At 56.9% G+C, this 14,321-nt stretch carries 9 protein-coding genes; 7 read left to right on the top strand and 2 right to left on the bottom strand.

Annotation, left to right across the window (positions count from 1 at the left end; all coding sequences use genetic code 11):
* The first annotated feature begins 9 nt into the window (after window positions 1-9).
* On the top strand, window positions 10-747 hold the full coding sequence (locus LCM21_RS06025; protein ID WP_224889782.1) for an SDR family oxidoreductase: 738 nt from the start codon (window positions 10-12) through the stop codon (window positions 745-747).
* Entirely contained in the window at window positions 747-1,895 is a 1,149-nt protein-coding gene (locus LCM21_RS06020; RefSeq protein WP_224889781.1) for an alpha-hydroxy acid oxidase, read from the top strand. Before LCM21_RS06025 ends, LCM21_RS06020 begins: the two co-directional genes overlap by 1 nt.
* A 147-nt stretch (window positions 1,896-2,042) precedes the next feature.
* On the opposite strand, the gene LCM21_RS06015 is transcribed toward LCM21_RS06020, so the two are convergent.
* Window positions 2,043-4,877, bottom strand: coding sequence for an erythromycin esterase family protein (locus LCM21_RS06015; RefSeq protein ID WP_224889780.1), 2,835 nt, complete (start codon window positions 4,875-4,877; stop codon window positions 2,043-2,045).
* A 649-nt stretch (window positions 4,878-5,526) separates the two neighbouring features.
* On the opposite strand from LCM21_RS06015, the gene pdhA reads away from it, so the two are divergent.
* The 4 genes from pdhA to LCM21_RS05995 are packed head-to-tail and all read left to right on the top strand — an operon-like array spanning window position 5,527 to window position 9,763.
* A complete protein-coding gene (pdhA, locus tag LCM21_RS06010) occupies window positions 5,527-6,591 on the top strand; it encodes a pyruvate dehydrogenase (acetyl-transferring) E1 component subunit alpha (RefSeq protein ID WP_224889779.1) in 1,065 nt (354 codons plus the stop codon).
* Window positions 6,584-7,564 (top strand): alpha-ketoacid dehydrogenase subunit beta, encoded by a 981-nt coding sequence (locus LCM21_RS06005; protein WP_224889778.1) that lies wholly within the window; start codon window positions 6,584-6,586, stop codon window positions 7,562-7,564. Before pdhA ends, LCM21_RS06005 begins: the two co-directional genes overlap by 8 nt.
* Window positions 7,561-8,646, top strand: coding sequence for a dihydrolipoamide acetyltransferase family protein (locus LCM21_RS06000; RefSeq protein ID WP_224889777.1), 1,086 nt, complete (start codon window positions 7,561-7,563; stop codon window positions 8,644-8,646). Before LCM21_RS06005 ends, LCM21_RS06000 begins: the two co-directional genes overlap by 4 nt.
* A gap of 4 nt (window positions 8,647-8,650) precedes the next feature.
* Complete coding sequence (locus LCM21_RS05995) at window positions 8,651-9,763, top strand: Glu/Leu/Phe/Val family dehydrogenase (RefSeq protein ID WP_224889776.1); 1,113 nt, start codon at window positions 8,651-8,653, stop codon at window positions 9,761-9,763.
* Here the strand turns inward: LCM21_RS05995 and LCM21_RS05990 are convergent.
* Window positions 9,760-12,420, bottom strand: a complete 2,661-nt coding sequence (locus LCM21_RS05990; protein ID WP_224889775.1) for a cation-translocating P-type ATPase — start codon at window positions 12,418-12,420, stop codon at window positions 9,760-9,762. The two genes, LCM21_RS05995 and LCM21_RS05990, sit on opposite strands and share 4 nt — an antisense overlap.
* A gap of 462 nt (window positions 12,421-12,882) precedes the next feature.
* On the opposite strand from LCM21_RS05990, the gene LCM21_RS05985 reads away from it, so the two are divergent.
* Entirely contained in the window at window positions 12,883-14,076 is a 1,194-nt protein-coding gene (locus tag LCM21_RS05985) for a pyridoxal phosphate-dependent aminotransferase (RefSeq protein ID WP_224889774.1), read from the top strand.
* Window positions 14,077-14,321 lie beyond the last annotated feature (245 nt).

Here is a 14,321-nt window from a genome sequence, read left to right as displayed (position 1 = left end):
AGGATTGAAATGACACTTGAACTTAATGGGAAAACTGCCCTGATCACCGCTGCCGCAAACGGCATCGGGCGCGCCTCGGCTGAGGCTTTGGCGGCGCGCGGCGCGGCAGTGATAGCCACGGATATTAACGCCGAAGGGCTTGCCTCGCTGGCTTCTGACCAGATTACGACACATCAGCTGGACGTGCTGGACGCTGAGGCAGTCGAGGCTCTGATCGCGGAGATTCCGCCTGCTGACATCCTTGTGAACTGCGCAGGCTGGGTGCATGACGGAACCATTCTTGATTGTGACGATGCGGTCTGGGACCGGTCTTTTGATCTGAATGCCAAGGCTCTTTTCCGGCTGACCAAGGCGGTTCTGCCCGGCATGCTGGAAAAGAGAGCCGGTTCCATCATTAACATCGCCTCCATCGTATCCAGCGAAAAGGGCGCGCCGCGCCGGTTTGCCTATGGTGCGTCCAAGGCCGCCATCATCGGTATGACCAAGGCGATTGCCGCCGATTTCGTGAAGGACGGCATCCGCTGCAATGCGATCTGCCCCGGCACGGTGCAAAGCCCCTCGCTCGAGGACCGTCTGCACGCCACAGGGGATTTCGACAAGGCACTGGCCGCCTTCAAAAGTCGCCAGCCAATGGGCCGTCTTGGCCGTCCCGAGGAGATCGCCGAGATGGTCTGTTACCTCGCCGGTGATCTGGCGGCCTTCACCACGGGCCAGGCCTTCGCCGTCGACGGGGGCTGGTCGATCTGATGAGCTTAGACCGCGCTGCATCCATTGATGATCTGCGCGCGCGTGCCAAGCGCCGCATTCCGCGTTTCGCCTTCGATCTGGTCGATGGAGGCGCAGAGGGAGAACGCAATATGCGGCGCAACACCGAGGCCTTCGAAGAGGTCGAACTGGTCCCGCGCTACATGGTGGATGTGTCTATGATAGACACCAAGGCTGAACTTTTTGGCCAGACATTCGATCTGCCTTTCGGGCAAGCACCTATTGGTATGCTGAACGCCTTCTGGCCTGAGGCCGACCTGACGCTGGCACGCCTTTGTAAGAGCGAAAACGTGCCTTACGTTGCCAGCTCCGCCGCCTCCACCACGCTGGAGGAACTCGCCGAGGCAGCAGACGGTAATGGCTGGTTCCAGCTCTATGTTTCCGGCGACCATACCGTGACCGAGGGCCTGATCTCCCGGGCCGAGGCTGCGGGGTATGACGTGATGATGGTCACCGTCGATGTACCGGCGGCAGGCAAACGCGACCGTGACATTCGCAATCAACTGTCTGTGCCGTTTAAGTTCACGCCCGAGGTCATGCTGCAACTAGCCGCCAATCCGGTCTGGTCGCTGGCCAGCCTGCGGCACGGCAAACCCAACATCGCCAATTACGCCGACCTTCTGCAAAGTGCCACATCTTATGCTGATGTTCAAAAAACGCTGATCACCCCCGGCCTGACGTGGCACCAACTTCAGCAATTGCGTGATCGCTGGAAAGGCATATTTCTGGTCAAGGGCATTCTGCACCCGCAGGACGCGATCAAGTGCGCAGAGCTGGGCGCGGACGGCATCGTGATCTCCAACCACGGCGGGCGGCAGGTCGCCTTCGGACCACCAACCATCGAGGCTCTGCCCGCCATCGCCGAGGCAATCGACGGAAAACTGAAGATCCTCCTCGACAGCGGCGTTCGCCGTGGCGCTGACATCCTGCGTGCCAAAGCACTTGGGGCGGATTTCGTCCTTACAGGCCGGGCGCTGGCTTATGGCGTCGGGGCGGGCGGCGCCAAGGGCGCAGCGCGCGCAATGGAAATCCTTAAGCTGGAGCTAGTCCGTGCTCTGGGTCAGCTTGGTGCCACGTCTTTTAGCTCGGTAGCGGCTTCTGAGCATTCCAAAATCCATCAAACCCATTGAAAAAGCTCAACCCTGCGTCCGATCATGGAAGACCCCCATCTGGCTTTGAACGGCAACAGCCGGATTCAATTGCAAAGCTTCAGTCCAAGACTTTTAGTTTCGAGGATGTGACCCAAGTGCGATCAGCCTACTCACACCACAAAAGAGTCAGAGCCCAAACGGGTAGGTCTCATCCTCACCGGCCGACACACGCGTTGGTATTGGGGTTACCGCGCAGGTCTCATCAAACCACACGAACGCATCATACTGATCGGGTAGCGATGCGTGAGAGTAGTGGCTCCAACGTTCGGTTTCGGGGCGGTAGATCACTCCAATATATCGCTCCAGACGCGGTTCTGAAAGCGCAGTGCGAAGTGAAGAATCCAGATCGTTTCCGAGGTTGAGCAGGAAGCGAGGCACGCCCACTTGGTGGCAAATTGCCTCGTAGCTATCGGTTCGGGAATGTCGAACGGACTTTATTTCCATCGGTGCATCCCATTCCGAGGCGGCCGCAACCGTCCCTGTGTTTGTGCTAAAGCCGATGAGTACAGCGTCGTCGCCAAACTCCGCTCTACACAGCTGACCGATGTTCAATTCGCCACGCGCGGTGCCCATATCAGTAAAACGGGCATCTCCGATGTGCGAATTATGTGCCCAAACGACGGCTTTTGCATTAGGTCCGGCATGGTCCAAACTCTGCTTTAATGTCTTGAACATATGGCTGTCCCGCAAGTTCCAAGACTCATGTGACCCGTAGTACATCACGCGATAGTAGCGTTCCGAATTCGCGACAAGCCGCGCGTTTTGAACGGCATCGAAGAAGTCATCGCCATCTTGCGCAGCATATTGCAGTTCGCCCTGTAGCAAGTCGAGCAATGTGCGCATTACCGGAGCCTCACACAACGCGTAGCCACGGCTTAGCGAGGCTCGGCCGTATGATGCCAGTTCATGCGACCAGGGATCGAAACAGGCATAGCGCTGTCGGGCTTCGGCAGCTGCGGTCGGGTCTACCCGGTCAAGATAGTCCAGTACTGCCCCAATAGACGTGTGCATGCTGTAAATATCTAAACCTGTAAACTTCACCTGATTTTCAGGTGAGAGTCCCGAATTGCGTCGACGTAAGCCAGCGATAAAATCATCGACTTCACGGTTCCGCCACATCCACGTCGGAAACCTAGAAAATGGCGGGCTGCGCATCGGTCTGCCTGGTTTATTGCGAATGTAACGGTCAATTGCGGCGGCATCGGGCCAGTCGGCCTCTACGGCTATCAAATTAAAGCCGTGTTTATCGATTAGCCGGTTCGTAATCGCAGCCCTTGCACGATAGAATTCCGAAGTTCCGTGTGAGGCTTCGCCCAACAGAACCACTCTTGCCGTTCCAAACCTGTCAAATGCTTCCGCAAAGGACGGATCTTCTGGTTCCGGTAGTGAAATCACGTTCTTGCGCAGCACCTTCGCAATGTCTTCCGAGCTTTTCAAATGAAACTCTGGTTCTGGATGTACTGCAGTCTCCGGCACCGTTAGATGGTGTTGAAACCAATTGCAGGCCAATTCAGTCACCATCTCGAGCGCGCCTGCCTCTTCAAACAAGTGGCCGGCATTCGGAACGATCTTGAGGAGCTTTTCACAAGTCAGCGCGCTGAGGGCCTGCCTGTTCAAGGTAATCACATGATGGTCGTCGCCGCCAACAATGAGCAGTGTCGGTGCGGTGACGTTATTGAGTTTTTCACCAGCAAGATCAGGACGTCCGCCGCGGGAAACAACAGCGCCGATGCGGTCTTTTAATTCCGCCGCAGCAACCAGCGATGCACCTGCGCCGGTGCTGGAACCGAACAGGCCAATCGGCAAGTCAGCTATGTCCGGCTCACCGCTGGCGTAAAGAACAGTCTCTACAATCCGGTCGGCCAATAGAGGGATGTCGAAGACATTTCGTCGATCCTGCGCCTCATCCGGTGTCAGCAGGTCAAAGAGCAAAGTTGCAAAGCCGCGGGTGTTCAACGTATTGGCCACAGCCTTGTTGCGGGGACTTAACCTGCTCGACCCGCTACCATGCGCGAAAATTACCAGTCCAAGGGGATCAGGCGGAACAATGATTTCTCCGGAAAGCGCTAAAGGAAGCACCGCAACTTGCCGGGATGAAAACCCGGACGATAGCTGTTCATTATTGTTTTCCGACCACCCTTCCCGCAAGAGACCTATGGTTTCCTCATCACTAAGTTGATGAAAGTCATCGAAAAAAGCACCGACGCCAAAGAACTGCTGCGCCGGGTTCAGGCAAACAACTTCGTCGGCTAAATTTTGGAATTCTATTGCGACTTCAGCCGGGGCGACGGGAACTGCAATGCACACTTTCTTTGCGCCTTGCTGCTGCATCGCGATAAGAGCCGCTTTCATCGTCGCTCCGGTCGCTAGCCCATCATCTACAATAACAGCGGTTTTGCCTTTCGCAGATACCTGCGCACGCTCACCAAGGTATCGCGATCGACGTCTTTCTAATTCGTGCAATTCCCTTGCACGTGCTTTCTCAAGATAATCGGCACCAGCGCGTGATCGTCTCTGAATCTCTTCATTAACAACGATTTGAGGGTTTTCACCGTCAACGATCGCTCCAAGCGCGACCTCTGGCGATCCCGGCGCACCTATTTTGCGAACGAATATCAGATCTAACGGTGCTTCAAGCGCGCGCGCAACCTCAACGGCCACTGGCACGCCACCGCGCGGCAAAGCATAGACAACAGGACTATCCAATGCCATGCCTGCCAAACGAGTTCCCAATTGGCGACCAGCTTCGGCGCGATCCGAGAACCTCAGACCAAGTTGGTTCATTTCTCGTCCCTCCCCTACAGCCCTGACCGACACAGGAACTGACCATCGGGGTCGGTCAGGAGTGTTAGCTCGAATTGTAGTGTGACAAGGACCAGCCAAGTTCGCTTTGATTTCGGTCATGTTGCCCTGGTTATTCCTGACGCTCCTGCTGTGTGTCCTTTCCAGAAAGATTGGCACGCAGTCTGTTACCAACGCACTTTCGGCAGGCATTGGAAACAAGAAAACTAATTGATTTTAAGAGGAAATATAAAGATGCAATAATACGTCCCAGAATGACCGCTCATAAGCGTAGGATCAGCCTTTAGGTATCCCGGCTGCGCTGCATTGCTTTATAGAAATCTCACAAGGTGCCCTGTTGCAGGTGGAACTGTCATCAGCATTTGATTTCCATCAATCCCTGATCGCGGGTCTGGCGGTATGCTATTTCAATGCAACGCCGGGACCCAAAAAAACCGGAGTCGGCCGCCTTACGGACAGAGTGGGAGGCTCTGAATGCAAGAGGTTTACCATAACGTTCACGCGTCGAAGAGCTACGAGCACGGGGTTTCCTCTGTAATCACCCGGTCATTGATCACGTCGAAGCGATGCGTGCCCCGAACGAGAAATCCGGCGAAGAGGTTTGCGCCTGGATCAAGCCAAGCAAAGGCCATTACGACAACACCGAGGACAGCCGCGAATTCTGCAAGGGCAAATCGCGCATTTCAAATTCCCGCGTCACATCAGGTTTGCCGATAGCGTCCGAAGGACGATAGCCGGCAAGGTGCAGAAAAACGTGATGTGCGAACAAATGGCGCGGGACCTTGAAAGCGTAAAAAGGGAATAGGCCATGGTTGATAGCGTACAAATCACGGTGCCAGAACCACTACGGTTCCTTACGCCGGAAGGAGAAGTCGTGGGCGACCTGCCCGATTTTGCCCACGACCGTGATAGTTTGGTGAGTATGTATCGAGCGATGATGCTGACCAGGACCTTCGATACCAAGGCAATTGCACTGCAACGCACAGGGCGGCTGGGCACCTATGGCTCAAGTTTGGGGCAAGAGGCGATCGGCATTGGTACCGCGTTTGCGATGCGGGACGAGGACGTTTTCCTGCCCTCTTTCCGAGAGCACGGCGCGCAGATGCTGCGCGGCGTTTCCTTAGAGGAACTGTTTCTGTTCTGGGCTGGTGACGAGCGTGGCAATGCTTTTGCCGAGCAGGCGCAGGATTTTCCGGTTTGTATCCCGGTTGCCTCACATTTCCCCCATGCCGCCGGGGTCGCACTGGCAATTGCGCAGCGCAGCGAGGCACGGGTGGCGGTGGCAGTAGCTGGCGACGGCGCCACGTCCAAAGGAGATTTCTACGAGGCGCTGAATCTGGTTGGAGTCTGGCGTCTACCGGCAGTCTTCGTGATCAACAACAACCAATGGGCTATTTCCGTCAGACGCAGCGATCAGAGCGCGGCTCAGACGCTGGCGCAAAAAGCGGTAGCGGCAGGGGTACCGGGAAAAATTGTCGATGGCAACGATGTGATCGCAGTTCGAGCCGCAGTCGCTGAAGCGCTGGATAACGCGCGGGTCGGAAAAGGCGGCAGCTTGATCGAATGCCAGACCTATCGGCTGGGCGACCACACGACCGCGGACGACGCCAGCCGTTATCGCGATGACGAAGAGGTCAGCCCGCATTGGCGGGAAGAACCCATTGCAAGGCTGCGAAACCATCTTGTGGCGCATCATGGCTGGAGCAGAGAGGAAGAAAAGGCTCTCCTGCACGAATCCGATACCTGTGTGAATGCGGCGGCCGAAGCCTACCTGACCATTGAACCAGAGCCAGCTCGGGCCATGTTCGACCATCTTTTCGCAGAGCTGCCCGCCAATCTGGCTTTCCAAGCCGAGGAGGTCGCAGATGGCTGAACTTTCGATGATCGAGGCAATACGGCTGGCCCTCGACCGGGCACTGCGAGACGACCCCGAGGTGATCATATTTGGCGAGGATGTGGGCATCGATGGCGGTGTTTTTCGAGCCACCGACGGACTGATCCAGCGTCACGGTGCTTCACGGGTGCGCGACACCCCCCTGTCCGAAACTGTGATCGCTGGAGTCGCGGTAGGCGCTGCAGCGCAGGGGCTGAGGCCAGTGGCCGAAATCCAGTTTATGGGCTTTATCTATTCTGCCATAGACCAGTTAGCCAATCATGCCGCCAGACTGCGCAATCGCACCAGGGGGCGACTGAGTTGCCCGATGGTGTTGCGTGCGCCTTATGGCGGCGGCATCAAGGCACCCGAGCACCATTCTGAAAGCATGGAGGCAATGCTCGCGCATATACCAGGGCTGCGGGTCGTGATCCCTAGTTCACCCGCTCAAGCCTATGGTCTGTTGCTGGCGGCGATCCAAGACCCTGATCCTGTTGTATTTTTAGAACCGAAACGGCTCTACCGCGCGTTTTCGGAACCGGTCGAGGATGACGGAAAGGCACTGCTGCTCGACACCGCCTTTACTCTGCGCGCGGGCGGCGATGTGACCCTGATCACGTGGGGCGCATGTTGCAAGGAAGTGCTAGAAGCCGCCAATCAACTTTCCAGTGAAGGGGTCGAGGCCGAGGTGATCGACCTGGCGACCTTGAAACCTTATGACCGCGCCGCGGTACACACGTCAGTAGAAAAGACCGGGCGCTGTGTGATCGTTCACGAAGCACCGATGACTGGCGGGTTTGGCGCCGAGGTAGCCGCCGATCTGGCCAATAACCGCCTGACCAGCCTTCTGGCGCCGGTTCGACGGGTCACCGGGTATGACACTGTAACTCCCTATTCACGGCTCGAAAATCATTTCTTTCCGGACGTCGCCCGCATAATGAGCGCGACCCGGGAAACCATGGAGTTTGCATGAGCATATTTCACCTACCCGATCTTGGAGAAGGTCTGAAAGAAGCGGAAATCGTCGCCTGGCATGTGACCGCCGGCGATCATGTGATCGCTGACCAGCCGCTGGTATCGGTCGAGACCGACAAAGCGGTGGTCGAAGTGCCCTCGCCCTTTAGCGGCACCATTTCCCGGCTCATGGCGAAACCGGGTGAGATCGTGCCCGTGGGTGGAGCTTTGGTAGTATTCGACAGTGAGCGTGCTACGGACAAAGGCTCTGTCGTGGGCGAGATAAATGTTGCGGCCCCGAACCCCAAAGATTCACTGGCGGACCCCCCTGCGGAAACAGTGGCCCGGGTCAAGGCCAGCCCGGCAGTGCGCAAGTTGGCAGCCGAGCGCGGGGTTGATCTTGCGATTGTCGCCGGCACCGGTCCCGACGGTACGATCCAATCTGCAGATGTACTGACAGCCGCCGTCGGCTTGGGCGAAGCGTTGCACGGGCCGCGCCGAGTCATGGCTCGGACGATGGAGCGCTCAGGCACCAGCGTAGTGCCAGCGACCGTTATGGATCATGCCGACATATCCGCCTGGGCAGCGGATGAAAATACGACGCTGCACCTTGTTTGTGCCATTGCTGCTGCATGCGTCGCAGAACCCGCGCTGAACGCTTGGTTCGACGGTAAACGACGTCAATTGCATGCGCATGTGGACTTGGCGATAGCTATGGATACGCCTGATGGTTTATTCGCCCCGGTGCTGCGCGGCGTCAACACCCCGCGCGATCTGGCGTCCGAATTGGCAGCGCTCAAAGCTTCGGTCCGCAACCGGACCATCACCCCAGAGGCGATGCGCGATGCAACGATAACCCTTTCGAATTTTGGTATGATCGGCGGTGAACATGCGGTGCTGGTGGTCGTTCCACCACAGGTTGCCATCCTTGGCGCTGGTCGGATCGGTACTCGCATCACACTGAAGGATGGCAGGCCACAAGAACAGCGGGTGCTTCCCTTGTCACTGAGCTTCGACCACCGCGCCGTTACCGGTGGCGAGGCGGCACGCTTCCTTGCAACGGTACGCGCCCGATTGGAAACACCCTCGAAAAAGGGATGATGCAATGAGCAATATCTTCGCATTGTGCGACGAGCTAGGTCCAGAAAAGGTCATTCACCTGCATAATTCCAGAGCTGGCTTGCAGGCAATCGTGGTTGTTGACAACACTGCTGCCGGACCCTCGATCGGCGGGGTTCGGATGGCGCCTGACGTAACACTAGCGGAATGCGCCGGACTGGCCCGAGCGATGACGCTGAAGAACGCCGCCGCTGGTTTGCCACATGGCGGTGGAAAGGCGGTGATTTCTGCGGACCCAGCCATGTCGACTGCCGCAAAACAAGGGCTGATGCGCGCGTTTGCCAAAGCGATCAAACAGATTGAGGATTATATCCCTGGCCCTGACATGGGCACCAACGAAACCTGCATGGGTTGGGTCACCGACGAGATTAACCGCGCTGTCGGACTGCCACGTGTACTGGGCGGCATCCCTTTGGATGAAATCGGTGCCACAGGTTTCGGCCTGGCTGCTGCTGCCGAAGTGGCTGTGGACTATTGCGACATGGGCCTTGAAGGGGCGCGGGTGTCGATCCAGGGTTTCGGCGCGGTCGGCCAAAACGCGGCGCGCTTCCTCGCCGACAAAGGTGCAATACTGGTCGCTGTCTCTGACAGCCTGGGCAGCCTCATGGACCCGGACGGTTTGCCGCTGGCCGAATTGATAGCCTTGAAAAGCGCAGGAAAAAGCGTAACTGCGCTGACCGGCGGCAAAGCAATGCCAGATCCGACCTCGGTTATCGGAGTCGACTGTGATATTTTGGTTCCGGCCGCGCGCCCTGGTGCCATACATGTCGGCAACGTCAACAGCATAAGAGCCAAGCTCATCCTTGAAGGCGCGAACATCCCGGCAAGTCCGGAGATAGAAGCGCAGCTTCATTCACGGCGAGTGCTCGTAGTACCGGACTTCATCGCCAATGCCGGCGGGGTGATTTGCGCCTCGACTGAATATCACGGCGGGTCCGAGGCGCAAGCCATGCAAACCATCGCCAGCAAGATCCGACACAACACGAGGGCGATACTTGAGGATATGCGCAAAAGACGAGTTCCGCCACGACAAGCTGCCGTCGATCTTGCGCAAACAAGGGTGAGTGATGCGATGGCAATGCGCCGCAGCTTCGTCTAAATGCTTCGGTTGCGGGTCAGCCCAAGCCACAGCGAGCCGCCGACCAGCGGAAACACACTCGCACCTGCGGCTAAAACAAACTCTTCGGCCGAGAGTGGGGAAAGTTGCAGTACCGCTGCCACCGAAGGCAATTTATATGCAGCCACCAGCAGAGCCAGACACAAAAGCAGTGCTGCGAAGACCCACGGATTTTTCGACACGGAATTGATCAGTAGTCCCTCTCCGCGTTCCCGCATATTGAAAACGTGCCAAAGTTGCCCCAGCGCCAGTGTTAGAAAGGCGACTGTCACTGCCTCATGCACCGGCAACATCAGATGGATCAGTGCCAGCCAATACGCACCCAGAGTGGCAACCGTAATCAAAAGGCCAAATACCGCGATATCGATCCATTGCGGACGGCCAACAATTGGTTCCTGCGGATCGCGCGGCGGCCGTTTCATGACGTTGCGGTCCCCCTCGCCCAGACCCAAGGCAAATGCGGGAAAGACATCGGTGACGATATTGAGAAACAGAATTTGCAAAGGTACCAACGGCGCGGGAAGACCAGCGGCTATAGCCAGCCCAACTATCAGGATTTCACTAAAGTTGCAGGACATCAGATAGACGACAAAGCGGCGAATATTGCCAAAGATCACACGCCCCTGCCACATCGCTGCGACAATCGAAGTGAATGCGTCGTCCTTCAGCACCACATCCGCTGCATCGCGTGCCACCTGGGTTCCACGTTGACCCATGGCGATGCCGATATCGGATTTCTTAAGCGCCGGAGCATCGTTCACTCCATCACCAGTCATAGCGACCACATGGCCCTGATCCTGGTAATATTCGACAAGCCGCAGCTTGGTTTCAGGAGCCACCCTTGCGAAAACATTCGTCTCAGCCAGTTGCCTTCCCAACTCGCTGTCGATGCGGCCGGATTTCAGGTCTTGCAGCGAGGCCTCGGACATTGCGACGATGCCTCCACCCACACCCAGCCCGGCTTGGGCTGCGATCTCAGTTGCAGTGGCTATATGGTCGCCAGTCATCATGACAACTCGCACTCCGGCGCTCAGGCACTCTGCGATCGCTTCCGGCACATCCGAGCGCAGAGGGTCCAGCAGTTTAACAAGGCCAACAAGCGTCAAGCGCTCAAGCAGCGGCTCCTCTGTGCTGTCGGTATATTTGTACGCAAGGCCGATGAGGCGATAGCCTGACCCAGCCGCCGCCTCGATCCGGTCCAGCCATTGCTGCCGCTGGGCCTCGATCAAAGGCTGAGGACCGGTTGCGCCCAGCACCTCGATCGCGCTTTCAAGCACTGCTTCTGGTGCCCCCTTGACCGCGACGAAATAGCGACCTTCAGCGCTGTGCTGCGTCGCCATCATTTTAAAGGCCGGGTCGTATGGATGCTTGCCGACCTCGGGCCGGTCGTCGGGGTCAAGATCCGGGCGCACATCCAACAACGTAGCGATTTCCAACAGCGCCAGTTCCAGTGGATCTCCGATACCCTTCTCGCCGCTATGGCTAAGTTCCGCAGTGTTGCAGAGTGCACCGATCTCCAGCGCCATCCGCAAGTCTGCCGCATCGGCTGCGTTTTGCACCAAGCTCTCGCTGGTGAGATCGCGATCTTCCAGGACAAAGCCCGCTACGGTCATCCGGTTTTCGGTCAAGGTACCGGTCTTGTCTGTCAGGATCAGTGTGGTCGCGCCCAAGGTCTCGACCGCAGAAAGCCGTTCTATCAATGTGTTGCGCCGGGCCATTCGCAGCATGCCGCGCGCCAGCGCCAGAGTGGCGACAACAGGCAGACCCTCAGGCACTGCCGCAACGGCCAGCGCGATCGCGGTCTCAGCCATTTCTACTATCCCGAGGCCGCGCATGAATCCAATTATGCCAATCAGCCCTGATAGTGCGATGGTAATCAGGACCAGCGCCTGACCCAGCTTGTCCAGACGTTTCTCCAGCGGGTTGGCCGCTGCTTCTGCGGTTTGTGCAAGGGTGGCGATACGGCCAATTTCCGTCTCAGCACCGACAAGGGCGACAACCCCTATGCCGGCTCCACGGGTCACCGCCGTGCCTTTAAAGGCGATGTTCGTGCGATCTGCCACCAAAGTATCGGCGGCCAGTCGCTGCGACGTTTTGGTAACGGGCGCTGACTCTCCAGTTAAGGCGCTTTCATCGCATTGCAAACTCTCGACCTGGATCAGCCGCAAGTCGGCTGGCACCACGTCTCCAGCTTCGAGGATCACTACGTCGCCCGGGGTAATCTCGGCTACCGGCAGCAAAACCGAACTTCCGTCCCGACGCACCCGGGTGGTGACTGCGGTCAGGCGAAACAGCGCCTCCATCGACCGCAGCGCATTCCAGCTTGTGAAAAAGCCGATTGCGGTGTTGATAGCCAATACGCAGAAAATCGCGATCGCTTCAGGGTAATCGGACACCATCAGGGACAGCACCGCGGCAGCAGTCAGAAGCCAGACAATCACACTGCGGAACTGATCAAGTAGCAACGTCAGGGCCGAAGTACGTTTCGCTCGTTCCAGTTGGTTTACGCCATAGACCTTCTGGCGGCGCGCTGCCTCTTCCGCACTCAGCCCGAGCTGCACATCCACGTCCAGCAACGCCAACGCGCTCGCACTGTCTTGGGCGTGAACCTGTCCCCGTGTCCGCGAGTCTACATGCATCAGCGGCTCCTTGCTGAAAGCGGCCGTTTGGCTAGCTGGGTTCGGGCCCGATCCGGCCAGAGGAGGATGCAACGCAATTTCGCTGCACACATAAAAAGACCGGCATCTTCAGGTTCCCACTGCTGGCACTTCCACGCAACCCGAAAAGAGCGCCCACCTCAGGAGCTGGTAAAATGGTTGCGCCAGAGATCACCTGACGTCATGCTTCTCTCAAATCAGTGCCACGTAATTAGGCCTTCGGCACCCATTGGCGGGCGCTGCAGACGGATACGTTTTTCAATGCTGATCCGGCAAGCATGCCTTAGTCTTTAGAGTATGCTGAGCGGACGTTCCGGCGTTCAATAGCGGCTCACAAACGAAGTCGAACCAGGCTCGGCCATGCCATTGAACCCGAAGACTGATGCTTGAGTTCAATGGGGCAATCAAAACAGATACCTTTTCTATGATCTACGGTAGAAGTTCATGAATACACAAAACAAACAGGTTGAACTGATCTCAAGCAGATCGCGCCGCCTCGCGATGTCGGCGATCAAGGAAATGTCCATCCTGAGCGCCAAGGTCTCTGGGGCAGCATCGCTTGCTTGGGGATTGCCTTCGTTTCGCACACCTTCCTACATTCGCGAGAGCGTAGCGCGGGAACTGGAACGGGATGCCACGATCGGCATGTACAGTTTGCCTGCCGGTTTACCGGAACTGCGCACCGCCATTGCGCAAGAGCACGAGCGTCGAACTGGCATACGCGTCGATCCAGAGCGAAATGTGACGATCACCTCTGGCAATATGGAGGCGTTGAATAGCATTCTCCATGTTCTTGTCGAAGCCGGAGACGAAGTGATTGTGACAGACCCGGGTTTTGTATCTCACATAAGCCAGATTGAGTTTTGCGGCGGGACGCCTGTGTTCTGGTCTATGAATGAGGATAAAGGCTGGGAGCTGGACGTCGATGCGCTTGAAATACTGATTGGCCCCCGAACCAAAGCCATAGTACTGGTATCCCCTTCCAATCCGACAGGTCGTATCTTTAGCGAAGACACTTTGCGCCGCACTGCAAAGATTGCCGCCCAGCACAGTGTATTGATTATTCTCGACGATCCTTACAGCCTGTTCACTTACGAAAACAAAACGATTTTCTTCAACCTTGCCTCGGCGCGAGAATATGTTGACAACCTGGTGTATCTCTTCACTTTTTCCAAAGCCTATGCGATGAGCGGATGGAGAGTGGGCTACATGATCGCCCCCGAAGTGATTTGCGGTGAGGTCGCCAAGGTGCATGATCTTACGATGATTTGTACACCACGGATTTCTCAGGTTGGCGCGTTGGCGGCTTTGTCATCAGAGCCAACCCACCTGCATAACTTTGAGACGCGGCTAAATCGTCGTCGGGAACTGATCTGTGAAAGGCTGGATGCAGTGTCCCACATATTCGAATACGCGCGTCCTGAAGGGGCGTACTACGTCTTCCCTCGTCTTCGCGGGTCGCAAGTGGAAGACGCGAAGTTTGCGCATGAGCTGCTGCGTGACGCGAAGGTCACCGTGACGCCAGGCAGTGCCTTTGGCCCTTCGGGTTCAGGTCATGTTAGGATGGCGTATTGCGTCGCTGAGGATGTTATCAACCTCGCTTTTGATCGTATCGAGAAACATTATGGCCATTCTTGAATAACCTGATCGAATTGTTTTCGAATTGATCGCAGATGTTCCGGTTTATGGCTTTGCCATTTCGGAACGCACAGTTCAGATTGCCTGACAGATGTCTAAGCGCAAACTACCCTTGATGCCCATCATGATCCACCTAGCTGGATCGTAGCTAACCGAAAAACCCACCCCCTAGCCCGTTGCGGAACGGTTTAATCCAACAAAATCGCCCCAACAGACCGTCTCTTGCAGAGATTGTCAGCGGACGA

Origin of the sequence: Ruegeria profundi, from assembly GCF_020171505.1 — a bacterium.
Lineage (GTDB): Bacteria > Pseudomonadota > Alphaproteobacteria > Rhodobacterales > Rhodobacteraceae > Ruegeria > Ruegeria profundi.
This window is presented reverse-complemented; position numbering and strand designations above follow the sequence as displayed.

Excerpts from the sequence above, each read along its gene's own strand:
- LCM21_RS06020 (WP_224889781.1), top strand. The coding sequence starts at position 747 with ATGAGCTTAGACCGCGCTGCATCCATTGATGATCTGCGCGCGCGTGCC.
- LCM21_RS06005 (WP_224889778.1), top strand. The coding sequence starts at position 6,584 with ATGGCTGAACTTTCGATGATCGAGGCAATACGGCTGGCCCTCGACCGG.
- pdhA (WP_224889779.1), top strand. The coding sequence starts at position 5,527 with ATGGTTGATAGCGTACAAATCACGGTGCCAGAACCACTACGGTTCCTT.
- LCM21_RS06025 (WP_224889782.1), top strand. The coding sequence starts at position 10 with ATGACACTTGAACTTAATGGGAAAACTGCCCTGATCACCGCTGCCGCA.
- LCM21_RS06000 (WP_224889777.1), top strand. The coding sequence starts at position 7,561 with ATGAGCATATTTCACCTACCCGATCTTGGAGAAGGTCTGAAAGAAGCG.
- LCM21_RS05995 (WP_224889776.1), top strand. The coding sequence starts at position 8,651 with ATGAGCAATATCTTCGCATTGTGCGACGAGCTAGGTCCAGAAAAGGTC.
- LCM21_RS05985 (WP_224889774.1), top strand. The coding sequence starts at position 12,883 with ATGAATACACAAAACAAACAGGTTGAACTGATCTCAAGCAGATCGCGC.
- LCM21_RS05990 (WP_224889775.1), bottom strand. The coding sequence starts at position 12,420 with ATGCATGTAGACTCGCGGACACGGGGACAGGTTCACGCCCAAGACAGT.